The sequence below is a fragment of the Microbacterium sediminis genome, from assembly GCF_004564075.1.
GTDB lineage: Bacteria > Actinomycetota > Actinomycetes > Actinomycetales > Microbacteriaceae > Microbacterium > Microbacterium sediminis.
In genome coordinates, this window is the sequence record NZ_CP038256.1 from 739255 (window position 1) to 754267 (window position 15013).

The 15013-nt window shown below is 72.1% G+C and carries 11 protein-coding genes; 2 read left to right on the forward strand and 9 right to left on the reverse strand.

The genetic code is table 11. The annotated features are described in order from the left end of the window. Window positions 1-26: 26 nt before the first annotated feature. Together E3O41_RS03560 and E3O41_RS03565 are read right to left on the reverse strand one after the other, a co-directional pair. Window positions 27-1535: an ABC transporter substrate-binding protein gene (locus E3O41_RS03560; RefSeq protein WP_067025539.1), complete on the reverse strand. Its 1509-nt coding sequence runs from the start codon at window positions 1533-1535 to the stop codon at window positions 27-29. A gap of 21 nt (window positions 1536-1556) precedes the next feature. After that, complete coding sequence (locus E3O41_RS03565) at window positions 1557-2459, reverse strand: alpha/beta fold hydrolase (protein WP_240482328.1); 903 nt, start codon at window positions 2457-2459, stop codon at window positions 1557-1559. Between the two features lie 227 nt (window positions 2460-2686). Between E3O41_RS03565 and E3O41_RS03570 the strand changes: the two genes are divergently transcribed. Beyond that, window positions 2687-3151, forward strand: a complete 465-nt coding sequence (locus E3O41_RS03570; protein WP_067025542.1) for a carboxymuconolactone decarboxylase family protein — start codon at window positions 2687-2689, stop codon at window positions 3149-3151. Between the two features lie 10 nt (window positions 3152-3161). On the opposite strand, the gene E3O41_RS03575 is transcribed toward E3O41_RS03570, so the two are convergent. The 4 genes from E3O41_RS03575 to E3O41_RS03590 form a co-directional block, all read right to left on the reverse strand. Next, window positions 3162-4151, reverse strand: a complete 990-nt coding sequence (locus E3O41_RS03575) for an aldo/keto reductase (protein ID WP_135012021.1) — start codon at window positions 4149-4151, stop codon at window positions 3162-3164. A 31-nt stretch (window positions 4152-4182) separates the two neighbouring features. After that, entirely contained in the window at window positions 4183-4722 is a 540-nt protein-coding gene (locus E3O41_RS03580) for a phage holin family protein (protein WP_067025548.1), read from the reverse strand. A gap of 55 nt (window positions 4723-4777) precedes the next feature. Beyond that, on the reverse strand, window positions 4778-6175 hold the full coding sequence (locus E3O41_RS03585; protein WP_240482331.1) for an amino acid permease: 1398 nt from the start codon (window positions 6173-6175) through the stop codon (window positions 4778-4780). Window positions 6176-6248: 73 nt separating this feature from the next. Next, window positions 6249-7703 (reverse strand): helix-turn-helix domain-containing protein, encoded by a 1455-nt coding sequence (locus E3O41_RS03590; RefSeq protein WP_067025555.1) that lies wholly within the window; start codon window positions 7701-7703, stop codon window positions 6249-6251. Between the two features lie 181 nt (window positions 7704-7884). Here E3O41_RS03590 and E3O41_RS03595 point away from each other — a divergent pair, with 181 nt between their 5' ends. After that, window positions 7885-9669: a phosphoenolpyruvate carboxykinase (GTP) gene (locus tag E3O41_RS03595; RefSeq protein WP_067025995.1), complete on the forward strand. Its 1785-nt coding sequence runs from the start codon at window positions 7885-7887 to the stop codon at window positions 9667-9669. 110 nt (window positions 9670-9779) lie between these two features. Here E3O41_RS03595 and E3O41_RS03600 read toward each other — a convergent pair whose 3' ends face one another. From E3O41_RS03600 to E3O41_RS03610, 3 genes are all read right to left on the reverse strand, one after another. Next, the gene (locus tag E3O41_RS03600) at window positions 9780-11801 is read right to left on the reverse strand and encodes a S9 family peptidase (protein WP_067025558.1); all 2022 of its coding nucleotides are present in this window, start codon (window positions 11799-11801) and stop codon (window positions 9780-9782) included. A gap of 36 nt (window positions 11802-11837) precedes the next feature. Continuing rightward, window positions 11838-12905 carry a winged helix DNA-binding domain-containing protein gene (locus tag E3O41_RS03605; protein WP_135012023.1) on the reverse strand — a complete coding sequence of 356 codons (1068 nt, stop codon included), beginning with the start codon at window positions 12903-12905 and terminating at the stop codon, window positions 11838-11840. Between the two features lie 226 nt (window positions 12906-13131). After that, window positions 13132-15012, reverse strand: coding sequence for an ABC transporter ATP-binding protein (locus tag E3O41_RS03610; protein WP_067025561.1), 1881 nt, complete (start codon window positions 15010-15012; stop codon window positions 13132-13134). Window position 15013 lies beyond the last annotated feature (1 nt).

Genomic DNA, 15013 nt, shown 5'->3' on the forward strand with positions numbered 1-15013 from the left:
TCCCAGTGTGCCCGTCTCGGCGCAGATCAGTCGGTGGCCAGCGTCACGCCCGACACGTCGAGGCGCGAGTTGAGCGAGTCGGTGGGGAAGCCCTCCACGCCGGCGCCGACGGCGGTGATCTGCTCGGCGGTGTACAGCCAGTCGGCGGCGTGGTCTTCCGCGACGATCCGGGCGGCCTCGGCCAGCAGGTCGGCCGAGGCGTCGGCGTCGACCTCGGCGAGGGCGGCGGCGTAGAGCTCCTGGACCTCGGGGTTGTCGTAGTGGAAGTAGTAGTCCGGGTTGGCCCACGCACCGAAGTCGCGCGGCTCGACGTGGTTGACCATGCTGAGCTCGTAGTCGCCGTTGGTGTAGACGTCGTTGAGCCAGGTCGAGAACTCCACCGGCTCGACCGTGAGGTCCACGCCGATGTCGTTGAACGCCGACACGAGGAACGTCGAGACGGCGGTGCCGTAGAACGAGGGCACGGTCAGCTGCAGCTGCAGGTTCTCCTGGCCGGCCTCGGCGAGCAGCTCGCGGGCGCGCTCGGGGTCGAAGGGCGCGACCTCCGACAGGTCCTCGTATCCCGGGTCGAGGCTCGGGATGGGGCCGTACTGCGTCTCGCCGGCGCCGATGACCTCCACGAGGCCATCGTGATCGATGGCCAGGCGCAGCGCCTCGCGCACCCGCGGGTCGTCGAGCGGCGCGACGGCGTTGTTGAACGCGAGCACGTACTTGTCGGTGGTGCGGCCGCGCTGCAGCTCGAAGCCGTTGACGCCGTCGAGCTGCGAGGCGAGGTCGGCCTGCACGGGCGTGAGCACGTCGAGCGAGCCGTCCAGGGCCGCGCTGATGCCGGCCTGGAAGTCGGGGATGTACCGGAACGTCACCGTTCCGACGCCGGCCGGCTCGCCCCAGTAGCCCTCGTTGCGCTGGAACGTGATGCTGTCGCCCTGCGCCCACGACTCGAGGGTGAAGGGGCCGGTGCCGTTCGCCGAGGTCTTCAGGTCGGTCTCATCGCCCTCGTCGAAGACGAGGCCGGCCGGGCCGGTGAGCGTGAACAGCAGGTTCTGGTTCGGCTCGCTCAGGGTGATCACGACCGTGCGGTCGTCGGGCGCCTCGACCGAGGCGACGCCGGCGAGGTCGTCGTGGCCCACGTAGGCGGCGTCCTCCACCACGGCGTTCAGCGACCACACCACGTCGCTGGCGGTCAGCTCGCCGCCGCCGTGGAAGGTCACGCCCTCGTGCAGGGTGAACGTGTAGGTCAGGCCGTCGGCGGAGATCTCGTACTCTGAGGCCAGCGCGGGCACGATCTCGTTGTCCTGGGTGCGGGTGACCAGCCCCTCGTACACGTTGTCGACGAGCACCTGCTCGAGCGCGGCGCCCGAGGTGCGGCGGATGTCGAGGGTGGTCGGCTCGAGCACGAGGCCCACGCGCAGCGTGGCGTCGGGGTCGACCTCGGTGGGCTCGGGCGCGGGGGCCTGCCCGGTGCACGCGGTCAGCGCGAGGGCAGCGGTGAGACCGGCGGCGAGGAGCGCGACACGGCGGATCGGGAACGACATGGGTTTCCTTTCGAGGGCGCGTCAGCGGACGCGCGCCGACTGAGACCGGATCACGGTCGCGAGCCCCTCGGGCGCGACCTCCTGGACGTTGTGGGGTGCGTGGAGCTCGACGATCTCGGCGTGCGGCAGCCGCGCGCGGAAGTCCGCGACGGCGTCGGGCGAGACGAAGCCGAGCGTGCCGCGCACCAGCGTGATCGGCGCGGTCACGGCCTCGAGGTCGCTCCAGTCGCCGGGCGTGCGCGTCTCGGGCGCGAGGGCGCCGGCGGCGATGCGCGCGAAGTGGTGCTTCCACTCCACGGTGCCGTCGGGCAGCACGCGCGAGTTGAGCACGATGCCGCGGCGTGCCTGCTCCCGGTCACCGCCGAGGCCGAACGAGAGCACGTAGTCCAGCAGCTCGTCGCGCGAGGCGAACGAGAGGCGCTCGTAGAACCGGCGCAGCTGCGAGGGGCCCGTGCCGTCGATCCCCGGGGTGATGTCGACGAGCACGAGCGCGGCGACGAGGTCGGGCCGGGCGGCCGCGACGGCGGCGGCGGTGGCCCCGCCCAGGGACTGGCCGACGAGCACGACGGGCGACGCGGCCCACGCCTCGATGCCGAGGATCACGTCGGGCGCGAGCACGGCGGGCAGGTACGCCGCGTCGTCGCGCCACGAGGAGTCGCCGTGGCCGGGCAGGTCGATCGCCAGCGCGGGCTCGCCGAGCGACAGCACGGTCGCGTCGAAGGTGTGCGCATTCAGACCGGCGCCGTGCAGCAGAACCACGCGCGGTGCCTCATCGCCGAAGCGAAGGGCGCTGAGCGTGCGTCCGTCGGGGAGCGGCAGCTGCACGCGGCGGGCGGCCGGCACCTCGGAGCCGAGGGCGGCGGCCTGCGCGGGCAGGAACGAGAACTCGTCGGCGTCGTCCGGACGAGTGATGTCAGCGCTCACGCGGTTCCCTTCGCAGCGGTCGTGAGGTCGATCCATTGTGGGGCCGCCGCGGGCACGCGGGAAATCGGAGATCAAAGTGCCAAGAACGCGCGCGACGATTCGTGGCATTATGTCTAAATGAACCGCGAACTAATTGGCACAGTGATTTTCGAGCGTGATCCATGGTGGGGCGGTACTGTCGTCGGGAGGCACCGCGCGGTGCCCCCATCACGGCATCGGAGGAACCCATGGCGCAGAAGCGCGTGCACCTGTCGAAGGCCGCCCCGGAGGCGTACCAGGCGCTCGACGCCTTCGCCGACACGGCGGCCCGCATCGCCCGCGAGAACGGGGTGGACGATCGGCTCAAGGAGCTCGTGCTGCTGCACTGCTCGCAGCTGAACGGGTGCGCCTACTGCTCGCGCGTGCACGCCGACCGCGCCGCGCAGGCCGGCATCTCGTACGACGATCTGGCGCAGCTGCCAGTGTGGCGCGAATCGGGCGTCTTCTCGGAGCGGGAGCGCGCCGCGCTCGAGCTCGCCGAGGCCCTCACCTTCATCCACCGCGGCGGCGTGCCCGACGACGTGTACGACCGCGTGGGCGGCGTGCTCACCGAGGCCGAGTACGTCGGCGTGAGCTGGCTGGCGGTCGAGATCAACGCCTTCAACCGCATCGTCATCGCCGGCCGCTACCCGGTCCCTCCCCGCACCGCCTGACGCGCCGCCATCACCAGCGGTCGTGCACCAGGGGGCGGATCGCCTCGTCGTACAGGTCGCGCACGCCGTCGAGGAACGCCTGCGGCAGCGCAGCGACGTCGCCCGCCGCGGCGTTCGCGCGCGCCTGCTCGGGGTTGCGGGCGCCGGGGATCACGGTCGTGACGCCGCTCTGCTGCGCCACCCACGCCAGGGCCGCGGTCGCGGGCTCCAGCCCCGCCTCGCGCGCGAGCGCGGCGAAGCGCTGGGCCGCGTCCACGCCGACCTCGTAGTCCACGCCCGAGAAGGTCTCGCCCACGTCGAACGCCTCGCCGTGACGGTTGAAGGCGCGGTGATCGTTCTCGGCGAACGTCGTCTCGCGGGTGTACCGGCCGCTCAGCAGGCCGCTCGCCAGCGGCACGCGCGCGATGATCCCGACCCCGGCGGCCGCCGCGGCGGGCAGCACCTCGTCGAGCGGCTTGCGGCGGAACGCGTTGAGGATGATCTGCACGCTCGCCACGCCGGGCCGCTGGATGGCGCGCAGCGCCTCGGCCACCGTCTCGACGCTCACGCCGTAGTTCGCGATCGCGCCCTCGGCCACGAGGGTGTCGAGGTCGTCGAACACGCGGTCGGCCTCGTAGACGTCGCTGGTCGGGCAGTGCAGCTGCACGAGGTCCAGCGTGTCGACGCCGAGGTTGCGGCGCGAGCGGTCGGTCCAGGCGCGGAAGTTGTCGAGCGTGGCGTGGGCGAGATCCGGCGCGCCGGCGCGGCGGATCATCTTCGTCGCCACGAAGACGCCGGCGTCGGGGTTCGCCCTCCGCCACGCGCCGATCGTCTGCTCGCTGCGGCCGTCGCCGTAGACGTCGGCGGTGTCGAACATGGTCACGCCGGCCGCGTAGGCCGCGTCGAGCACGGCCAGGGCGTCGTCCTGGGCCACGTCGCCCCAGTCTCCGCCGAGTTGCCAGGTGCCGAGGCCGATGATCGAGACGTCGCGGCCGGTGCGTCCGAGGGTGCGCTGCTCCATGCCGCCAGCCTACGGCCGGCGGGGCCCGAGGTCAGAGCTCGTCGAGAAGCTTGCGCTGCTCGTCGGTGAGGCCGTCGCGCAGCTCGCGCTTGCCGGCCTCGGCGGCGGGGTTGGGCGCCGGGGTCTCGGCCGGGGCCTTCGGGGCGCCGCCCATCGCCGACGCGGCGCGGTCGTACAGGGCGCCTGCGCGGGCCTCGACGCGGTCGTCGATCGCGTCGTAGATCGCCCAGCCGACCAGCAGGATCAGCGGGGGCAGCACCCAGCCCCAGAACCCGTCGGGGTCCGAGCCCGACAGCAGGAACGTCACGACCCAGATCGCGAACGCCACGAGGTAGACGACGACGTACTCGAGCGTCTTCTCGCCCAGGCCCGCGCGCCCGCGCATGCCGGTCGCGGCGCCCCGGAAGGCGCGCGCGAGGATCGGCTTGAGGAAGAGGGTGGCGAGGGTCAGGATCACCGCCGCCCACAGGGCGCTCCAGCCCACCCGGGCCGTCGTCAGCCAGCCGACGACGAGCAGCACGAGCACGTTGAACACGTACATGCTCGCGAAACGGATGATCCACGCTCTCATGCGCTCAGCGTGGCACGTCGCGCGCGGGAGCGCCACGGCCCGCGCCGCGGCGGGGTCAGCGCGGCTCGAGCACGCGGGTCTCCAGCTGGGGCCGCACCCGGCCCTCCGGTCGCACGAACAGCGCGTAGGCGGCCGACAGCAGCGCGATCCAGATCGCGCCGACGACGAGCGCGGTGCGGCCCGACTCTGTGAAGGCGAGGATCACGACGACGAACGCCATGAACGCGAGCGCGACGACATCGGTCCACGGCCACAGCGGCATCGGGAAGCCCGTGCCCGGCTCGCCGGTGCGGGCCATCTCGCGGCGCATGCCGTGGTGGGCGAGCAGGATCGACGCCCACGTCAGCACGGTCGCGAACGTCGCGATCGAGGCGACCACGAGGAACAGCTGGTCGGGGATCAGCAGGTAGGCGCCGAGGCCCACCACGGTGCAGCCGGCGACGATCGCGACCGGCACGATCGGCACACCCGAGCGGGACAGGCGCGTGAAGACCGCCGGCGCGTGGTGCTGCTCCGCGAGGCCGTACATCGTGCGGCTCGCGGCGTACGTGATCGAGTTCATCGCCGACAGCGCCGCGGTGAGCACGACGAAGTTGATGATGTGCGCGGCCGCCGGCACGCCGAGCTTCGCGAACACCTGCACGAACGGCGATTCGCCCGATCCGATCTCCGTCCACGGGATGAGCATGAGGATCACGGCGAGGGTCGCGACGTAGAACAGCAGGATCCGCACCGGCACCGTGTTCACGGCCTTCGGGATCGCCCGCGCCGGATCCGCCGTCTCGCCGGCCGTCATGCCGAGCGTCTCGATCCCGCCGAACGAGAACACGACGATGCCGAGGCTCATGACGATGCCCCAGACGCCGAACGGCGCAAAGCCGCCGGCGTGGTCGAAGAGGTTGTGCGGGCCGGGATCGAAGCCGCCCAGGCTCACGCCGAGCACGATGAGCACGAGGCCACCGGCGATGAGGGCGATGATCGTGACGATCTTGATGAGGGTGAACCAGAACTCCAGCTCGCCGAACACCTTCACGCGCAGCAGGTTGAGGCCGCAGATCAGCGCGATCGCGGCGACCATCCACACCCAGCCGGGGGTGTCGGGGTACCACATGCCCATGTACCCGGCCGCGGCGGTCATGTCGGCGACGGCGACGACGATCATCTCGAACGTGAACGTCCAGCCCGTGAGGAATCCCAGGAACGGGCTGACGTAGCGGCTCGTGTACTGCGCGAACGATCCCGCCACCGGGTGGCGCACCGCCATCTCACCGAGGGCGCGCATCACGGCGTACGCCGCGCACCCAGCGACGAGGTAGGCGACGAGCACGGCGGGCCCCGCGGCCTGGATCGTCTCGGACGAACCGTAGAACAGGCCCGTGCCGATCGCGGTGCCGAGGGCGATGAAACGGATGTGCCGCAGCGACAGGGTGCGGCCGAGGCGATCAGAAGACACGAGGATCGAGGCTAGGCGATGAACCCGATCCTCCGGTGCGAGGCCCGCCCTCCGGGCGGACCCTCACCGCGGATCATCCGGCGTGGCGCTCCAGGAACTCGAACACCGTGCTGTCGTCGACGCCCGGGAACGTGCCGCGGGGGAGCGGCGTGAAGATGTGCGTGTGCACGCGGGCGCTGGGCCACGCCTTGCCGCGCCAGCGGTCGGCGAGCTCGCCGGGGGCGCGGCGGCAGCACGACTCGTCGGGGCAGGTCGAGGTCTGGCGGTTCTGCGTCTCGCGGCCGCGCCACCACCGGGCGTCGTCGAAGGGCACGCCCACCGTGATCGAGAAGTCGCCGTCCGAGCGCGATCCGGTCTGGGTCGAGCACCAGAACGTGCCGGCCGGGGTGTCGGTGTACTGGTAGTGCTCGGTCGTGCGGTTCTGCTGGTCGAACGCGTCGCGGGCGCTGAACTTGCGGCACACGACCTGGCCCTCGATCGAGCCCGTGACGTCCTCCGGCAGCGGCAGGCCGTCATTCTCGTACACGCGCTCGATGTGGCCCTCCGCGCCCACGCGCAGGAAGTGCAGCCGCATGTCGAAGTGCGTCGTCATGAGGTTGGTCATGCGCATCGCCGCGGCCTCGTGCGTCACGCCGAACGCGTCGCGCAGGTCCTCGACCGCGAGGTTGCGGTCCTTCTTCGCCTGCTCGAGGTAGGCCACCGCCGCCGTCTCGGGCACGAGGCAGCACGAGGCGTAGTAGTTGATCTCGAGGCGCTGCTGCAGGAAATCCGCGTAGTCCGTGGGCGGCTTGTGGCCGAGCAGGCGGTGCGCCATGGCCTGCAGCGCCATCGAGCGCAGGCCGTGGCCGCCGGGGATCGAGGCGGGCGGCAGGTAGATGCGGCCGTTCTCGAGGTCGGTGATCGACCGGGTCGCCGACGGCAGGTCGTTGACGTAGATGAGCTCGAAGCCCAGCTGCTCGGCCATGATGCTCACGGTGCGGTGGCTCAGCGCGCCGCCGGTGTGGCCGGCGGCGGCGAGCTGCTTCTCGGCGAGCTTCTCGATGTCGGGCAGGTAGTTGTGGCGCTCGCGCATGCGCAGGCGCAGCTCGGTGTTGGCGCGGCGGGCCTCCTCGGGCGTGGCGATCGCCTCGCGCTCGCGGCGCTGCAGCTCGTGGTGGAGGCCGAGGATCGACTCGAGCGTCTCGTCGCTGATCGACTTCGACACCTTCACCGGGGGGATGCCGAGCTGGCGGAACACCGGGCTGGACTGCGCGCGTTCGAGTTCGAGCTCCAGCGCCGCGCGGCGGTTCGGCGGCCCGCCCGCGATGAGGTCCTGCACGCTCGTGCCGGTGGCGACCGCGATGCTCTGCAGCAGCGAGAGCTTGGGCTCGCGCTTGCCGTTCTCGATGAGGCTGAGCTGGCTGCCGGCGACGCCGACGGCCGCGCCGAGCTCGTCGAGGGTGAGCCCCTTCTGCACGCGGTAGTGCCGGATCCGGTGGCCGAGGGTCTTCAGCTCCAGGGCGCTGTGCGCATCGCTCGCCGGTGTCATTCCTTGATCATATCTAAAGAACGATGATTCTTTCGACGCTGTGGGGCCTTAAGTCCGACGGATGGCCGCCCATCCTGGATGTATCCCCTCGTCCATACCGCGAAGGAGCCACCTGGTGACGATCGAGACCTACCCCGCCCCCACGGCCGCCGAGACCGCTCCGGCGATCGTCGGACCCGCCATGGCGGATCTCGTCGCCTGGGTGGACGAGATCGCCGCCCTCACCAAGCCGGACCGCATCCACTGGGTGTCGGGTTCCGCGGACGAGCACGACGCGCTCCTGCAGGAGATGGTCGACAAGGGCACGCTCATCAAGCTCGACGACGCGAAGCGCCCCCACTCGTACCTCGCCCGCTCGGATGCCGGCGATGTGGCGCGCCTCGAGTCGCGCACGTTCATCTGCTCCGAGAAGGAGGAGGACGCCGGCCCGACCAACAACTGGGTCGCCCCGGCGCAGATGCGCGCCCGGCTCGAGCCGCTGTTCGAGGGGTCGATGCGCGGCCGCACCATGTACGTCGTGCCGTTCTCGATGGGCAAGGTCGGCGGCCCGATCTCGCAGCTGGGCGTCCAGCTCACCGACAGCGCCTACGCCGTCGCCTCGATCGAGATCATGACGCGGGTCGGCGACGAGGTCGTGGAGCTGATCGCCGAGGGCGCGCCGTTCGTCAAGACCGTGCACAGCGTGGGCGCGCCGCTGGTGGGCGACGCCGAGGACTCCGCCTGGCCGTCCAACCCCGAGAAGTACATCGTCCACTACCCCGAGTCGCTCGAGGTGTGGTCGTTCGGGTCGGGCTACGGCGGCAACGCGATCCTCGCCAAGAAGTGCTACGCGCTGCGCATCGCCTCGGTGCTTGGCCGCGATCAGGGCTGGATGGCCGAGCACATGCTCCTCATCCGCGTGATCGACCCGAACGGCAAGGCGTACCACGTGGCCGCGGCGTTCCCCTCGGCCTGCGGCAAGACCAACCTCGCGATGCTGCGCCCGACGATCCCGGGCTGGCGGGTCGAGACGCTCGGCGACGACATCACCTGGATCCGTCCGGGCGACGACGGCCGCCTGTACGCGATCAACCCGGAGGCCGGCTTCTTCGGCGTCGCGCCCGGTACCGGCGAGTCGACGAACGTCACGGCCGTCGAGACGCTGTGGGGCAACGTCATCTTCACGAACGTCGCGCTCACCGACGACGGCGACGTGTGGTGGGAGGGCCTGACCGACGAGGCGCCCGCGCACCTCATCGACTGGCAGGGCAACGACTGGACGCCCGACGCCGGCCGCCCCGCCGCGCACCCGAACTCGCGCTTCACGGTGGCCGCCGCGCAGGCGCCGTCGATCTCGCCGGACTGGGAGGAGGCCGTCCCGCTCGACGTCATCCTCTTCGGCGGCCGTCGCGCCACGAACGTGCCGCTCGTGGTGCAGGCCTTCGACTGGGAGCACGGCGTGTTCCTCGGGTCGACGATCTCGTCGGAGCGCACCGCCGCCGCGGAGGGCACCGTGGGCGAGCTGCGCCGCGACCCGTTCGCCATGATGCCGTTCTGCGGCTACAACATGGCCGACTACTTCGCGCACTGGATCGAGATGGGCGAGGCGGCCGAGAAGCTGCCCGCGATCTTCCAGGTCAACTGGTTCCGCAAGGGCGCCGACGGCCGCTTCCTGTGGCCCGGCTTCGGCGACAACTCGCGCGTCATCGACTGGATCATCCGCCGCATCCAGGGCGAGGCCGGCGCCGTCGAGTCGCCCATCGGCCTGCTGCCCGAGCCCGGTGCGCTGAACCTCGACGGGATCGACGTGCCGGAGGCCGACCTCGAGGAGCTGTTCTCGATCGATCCCGACTCGTGGCTGGCCGAAGCCGACCTCACCGAGGAGTTCTACAACACGTTCGGCGACAAGGTGCCGGCGCAGCTGCGAGCGCAGCTCGACGCCCTCCGCACCCGCCTGAAGGCCGCGAAGACCCAGACCGCACGCTGAGTCTTCGCCGCGACGCTCCGGACCGCACGCCGGAGCCGAGCACGACAGATGCGGCCCGCCCCCACCGATCCGGGGGCGGGCCGCTTCTTGTTCGCGCTCGCGGACCCGGGTCAGCCGAGCAGCTCGGGGCGGGGAGCGTCCTCGCCGAGCACATGCTCCGACAGGAACGCGAAGATCGTCTCGTACCAGACCTTCGCGTGCTGCGGGGTGAGGACCCAGTGGTTCTCGTTGGGGAAGTACAGGAACCGGTGGGGCATCTCGCCCTCCGGGCTCGCGTGGTGCAGGAAGAGATCGGTCCACAGGCGCAGGCCCTCGCCGATCGGCACACGGTAGTCCTTGTCGCCGTGGATCACGAGCATCGGCGTGGCGATGTTCTCGACGTGGCGGTGCGGCGAGTTCTCGACGAGGCCCTCGGGCGTGAAGGTCGACAGCCAGTAGGTGGGCATGTCGGTGGTGCCGCTGAACTGATCGAGCGCCCACAGGCTCGCGTGGGTGACGATCGCCCGGAAGCGGTCGGTGTGGCCGGCGACCCAGTTGGCCATGTAGCCGCCGAAGGATCCGCCCATGGCGGCCGTGCGGGTCTCGTCGATGTCGTCGCGCGCCTCGACGGCGTCGGTGATCGCCATGAGGTCGGTGTACGGCTTGTCGCCCCAGGCGTTCCAGCCGCGGGCGATGAAGTCGAGGCCGTAGCCGGTGCTGAGGGCGGGATCGGGCAGCAGCACCGCGTAGCCCTTGGCGACCATCAGCTGCGGCGTCCAGCGCCAGCTCCACGCGTTCCAGCTGTTGAGCGGTCCGCCGTGGATCCACAGCAGCAGGGGGCTCGGCTCCGTCGCCCCCTCGGGGGTGAGCAGCCAGCCGCGCACGCGGGTGCCGTCCTCCGCGGTGGTCTCGACCTCGTGCATCGTCGCGTTCGGCGCGGGCACGCGCGCGGGCGTCGCCAGCGGGATGACCGATCCGTTGACCACCTTGACGGGGTGCGGCGGCTCGAGCCAGTTGGAGCGCAGCGCGGTGATGACGCCGTCGTCGGCGATGTCGATCGAGCTGTAGGCGTAGTCGTCGTGCGTGAGCCGCTCGGGCGCGGAGCCGTCGAGCGGGATCCGGAAGATCGGTGCGCGGCCGTTGTCGTCGGCGGTGGCGATGAGCGCGTCGTCGCCCGGGGCGAACCGGAAGGACGAGGGCCAGCGGTCCCACTGCGCGGCGAGCCGCGTGGGGTTCGAGCCGTCGATGCCCGCGACCCAGAGCTCGGCGTCGGACGGGCCGGCGGGCGTGGTCCGCGCGGTGCGCAGATAGGCCACGCGCGTGCCGTCGTTGCTGATCGCCGGTTCCTCGATGTCGAAACCGTCCTCGGTGATGAGGACCCGGCGCTCGCCGGTGGTGACGTCGATCGCGACGAGATCATGGGCGAACGTGCGGTCGGCGATGCGCCGGACGCTGGAGATCACGGTGCCGCCGTCGGGGGTGATCGCCTGCGTCGCATTGTCGAAGGCGCGGCCCGGCTTCGGGGTGAGGTCGCGCAGGGTCGGGCGAGGCCGCTCGCCGGCGGCCGGGGCGGGGGCGATGTCGCCGTCGACGAGCAGCAGGTGCGGCTCGGAAGGGCCGAGGTCGTGGTCCCAGTAACGCACCGGCAGCGTCTCGTGGAGGATCGCCTGCACCTTCAGATCCTTGCGCTTCTTGCGCAGCTCGGCCTCCGCCTCGAGGCCGGCGGCGCCCGGCAGCAGGCCCGTGCCCAGCACCACGGTGCCGGCCTCGCGGGCCACGGCGGCGATGCCGCTCACCCCGCTGGCCAGCGCCGTGAGCGCGCGGGCGTCGCCGCCGTCGCGGGGCAGCAGCCACAGCTGCGCGGTGGACTCGGGGGCGTCCCTGTCCTCGGCGTCGGGCCGGGCCGACGTGAACAGCAGGTCGCCGCTGGGCAGGAACGCCGCGCCCGTCTCGCCCTTCGCCGAGCGCGTGAGGCGCACCGGCGCTCCCTCGCCGGCGACGGGGATCCGCCAGATCGCCCGCTCCCACGCCGTCTTGTCGGCATTGAGCGTCGCGACCGTCGCCGCGGCCCAGGAGCCGTCGGGCGAGAGGGCGAGCGATTCGACGCGCGGGAGGGAGATGAACTGATCCAGATCGGCGTACGGCGAGGTCATGGCTCCACCGTAACGGCCGCGTGTTACGGCGGGGCGTCAGCCGCGGAGCACCGTCATCGCCCGCTCGAGCGCCGCGTGGATCGCCTCCTCCGGCGCGGGGCGGAGCAGCTCGAAGGTCGGCTCGGCGCTCGCGCGCTGCGTGGGCGGCGGCGGCTTCCACAGGCCCACGACCTCACCCTCGTGCACGAGCAGGGAGCGCACCATGCCGTTGGCGCCGGGGCCGGCGGCGGCCATGACGTCGAACCCCGCGACGCGGGAGCGGTCGGCATAGGCGATGTAGTACTCCTCGAAGGTGGGCAGGGCGTGCGTCGACGGCGCGGCCGGCGAGCGCCGGGGCGGCGACGTCGAGACGAACAGCGTTGCGTCGTCGGCCTCGATCGTGGCGAGGCGCTCGGCGGCGCCCGCGGCCGCCCGCCGCGCGTCGCCCTTCGTCACGCCCGCCCACCAGGCGAAGTCCTCGGGGCTCGCGGGGCCGTGCCCCTCGACGTACCGGGCGAACATCTCGACGAGCGGATCGGCGGGGCTCTCGTGCGCCGGGATCCACTCGTCCACGAGCACGAGACGCTGCTCGCGCGGCTCGAGGCCGTCGCGCCGCACGGTCGGGCCCCAGCAGATCACGCCGCGGAGCGCGATGTGGAACAGCAGGTGGTAGCCGCGGCCGGCGGCGGTGGGGATCCCGGCGGCCTCCCACAGCGCGAGCGCCTCGGCGCGGGTGAGTGCCCCGCCGCCGCGCAGCGCGGAGACGATCGCCTCCCGCGCCCGGGCGATCGTGGCGTCGTCGAGCCCCAGCTGCGCGCGCCGCGTGGCGGTCTGCGCGATCGTGCGCTCGGCCGTGACCGCGAGCACCCCGCGCAGGTCGCGCGCCGCGATCGTGTGGAGCGTGCCGCGTTGCGTCCACGCCCGCACGAGCTCGCCGCGGTCGTACGCCGCGTCGACCTGCGAGGCCGTGCCGCCTCGGGTCCTCGTGGCGATCGCCAGGCGGCCGCCCCAGTAGTCCTGCGACTGCACGCACAGCAGGTGGCGCGCCGCGTCCGAGACCGTGCGCGCGGGGGCGGTCAGCCGGTGATGCCGCAGCCGGAGGGCGCGCAGCCTCGCGAGGTCCATGCCGCCATCATGCCCGTGATCGCCGACATCGCCGGTGCGCCGTCGCTTTCGACTCCGGCGCTTCGCACCTCCGCTCAAGCCGTCTCCGCTGCGTTCGCTTCGCTCACTCCGGTCGACGACCCGTTACGGGCTCGTCGACCGGAGCGCCCGCAGGGCGCGGAGCGGAGACGTGCCGAGCGGAGGCCGCGAAGCGGCCGAAGTCGAGGCGGGGCGGGCGACCGGCGTGTCACACAAGCAGCTGGTGCTTGGCGAGCTCGCGGTACAGCGGCGTCGACTCGACGAGCTCGCTGTGGGTGCCCTGGCCGACGACGCGGCCCCGCTCGAGCACGACGATGCGGTCGCTGTCCACCACGGTGGAGAGCCGGTGCGCGATGACGAGGAGCGTGCGGCCCTCGGCCACCGCGTCGATCGCCTCGCGCATCCGCTGCTCGTTCACGCCGTCGAGCGAGGAGGTCGACTCGTCCAGGAGCAGGATCGGCGGCGCGGCAAGCAGCGCCCGGGCGATCGCGAGGCGCTGGCGCTCGCCGCCCGAGAGCATGACGCCGTCCTCGCCGACGGGGGTGTCGATGCCGGCGGGGGAGCGATCGATCACGTCGCCGAGGTTGACCTGCCGCAGCACCGGCTCGCAGTCGGCGTCGCTGGCGTTGGGGGAGGCGAGGCGGAGGTTGTCGGCGATCGTGCCGGCGAGCGTGGGGGCGTCCTGCTCCACGTAGCCGAAGCGGGCGCGCAGCTCGTCGCGCGGAAGGTCGCGGATGTCGGTGCCGCCGAGGCGGATCGTGCCCTCGGTCGGATCGTAGAAGCGCTCGATGAGCGCGAGGATCGTCGACTTCCCGGCGCCGGAGGGGCCGACGAGGGCGACGCGCTTGCCGACGGGCACCTCGAACGACACCCCGCGCAGCACCTCGTTCGCCTCGTCGGGTGCGGTGATCGACTCGGTGTCGAGGTGCGCCTCGGTGGCCAGGCTCAGCGCCTCGCGCTCGACGGCCGCGCGCGCGGCGACGGCGGCCTCCGGGTAGCGGAAGCGCACGCCCTCGAACGCGATCGCCGGGGTGTCGGTGGCGGCGGTGGCGGGGAGTGTCGCCGGCGAGCGGTCGCCGTCGGACTCCAGGGGCAGATCCAGCACCTCCTGGATGCGCCCGAGCGCGCCGAGGGCCTGCCCGACGGAGGTCATCGCGCCGAAGAACGACGCCAGCGGCATGATCATGAGGAACAGGAACATCACGAACGTCACGAGGCTCGCGATCGAGACCGCCCCCGAGGCGACCCGGAAGCCGCCCACGCCGAGGACGACGAGCATCGAGGCCTGCATCGCCACGCTCGCGACCGGCACCACCAGCGCCGAGGCCTTCGCCACCTTGACGCCGGCGCCGTAGGCGGCCTCGGCCATGCCCGACACCGCGGCCTGCTCGCGCTCGGTCGCTCCCGCGGCGCGCACGGTGCGGATGGCGCCGATCGCGCGCTCGACGCCCGAGGTGAGCTCGCCCACGCGCTCCTGCTGCTCGGCGGTGGCGTTGCGGATCCGGCCGCTCAGCGACCCGACCGCGAGCACCGCGATCACGAGGACGCCGACGATCGAGAGCAGCAGGATCGGGTCGATGAAGATCATCGCCACGAGGGCGCCGACGAACAGCAGCGCGTTGCCGACGCTGTCGGCCAGGCCCTGCGTGAGCACGGCGTAGAGCATGGTGGTGTCGGTGCCCACGCGCGAGACGAGGTCGCCGGTGCGCCGCGCGTCGAACTCGCTGATGGGCAGGTGCAGGATCCGGGCGATGAGCTTGCGGCGGCTCGAGTACACGATCGCCGTGCCGGTGCGCTGCAGCAGGTAGTGCTGATACGCGCCGATCGCCGAGGCCAGCACGACGAGCGCGACGAGGCCCCAGACGATCCCGCCCAGCGTCTCGCCGAGCTGCACGCGCTCGATCACCTGACCGATCAGCAGCGGCTGGACGAGCGTGAACACCGCCTCGATCACGCTGAGGATCGCGACGACGATCAGCACGGCCTTGTGCTCGAAGAGGAACGGCAGCAGCTGGCCGAAGGTGGCGCGCGGCCCCTCCTGCTTCGAGGGGCGACGGAACGGGGAGCGGCGGGGTGCGTCGGTGCTCACG

What these genes read in the sequence shown, in the direction of transcription:
- E3O41_RS03575 (WP_135012021.1), bottom strand. Translation starts at nt 4,151, where the DNA reads ATGGAGCAGCGCACCCTCGGACGCACCGGCCGCGACGTCTCGATCATC.
- E3O41_RS03605 (WP_135012023.1), bottom strand. Translation starts at nt 12,905, where the DNA reads ATGGACCTCGCGAGGCTGCGCGCCCTCCGGCTGCGGCATCACCGGCTG.
- E3O41_RS03580 (WP_067025548.1), bottom strand. Translation starts at nt 4,722, where the DNA reads ATGAGAGCGTGGATCATCCGTTTCGCGAGCATGTACGTGTTCAACGTG.
- E3O41_RS03560 (WP_067025539.1), bottom strand. Translation starts at nt 1,535, where the DNA reads ATGTCGTTCCCGATCCGCCGTGTCGCGCTCCTCGCCGCCGGTCTCACC.
- E3O41_RS03590 (WP_067025555.1), bottom strand. Translation starts at nt 7,703, where the DNA reads ATGACACCGGCGAGCGATGCGCACAGCGCCCTGGAGCTGAAGACCCTC.
- E3O41_RS03595 (WP_067025995.1), top strand. Translation starts at nt 7,885, where the DNA reads ATGGCGGATCTCGTCGCCTGGGTGGACGAGATCGCCGCCCTCACCAAG.
- E3O41_RS03600 (WP_067025558.1), bottom strand. Translation starts at nt 11,801, where the DNA reads ATGACCTCGCCGTACGCCGATCTGGATCAGTTCATCTCCCTCCCGCGC.
- E3O41_RS03570 (WP_067025542.1), top strand. Translation starts at nt 2,687, where the DNA reads ATGGCGCAGAAGCGCGTGCACCTGTCGAAGGCCGCCCCGGAGGCGTAC.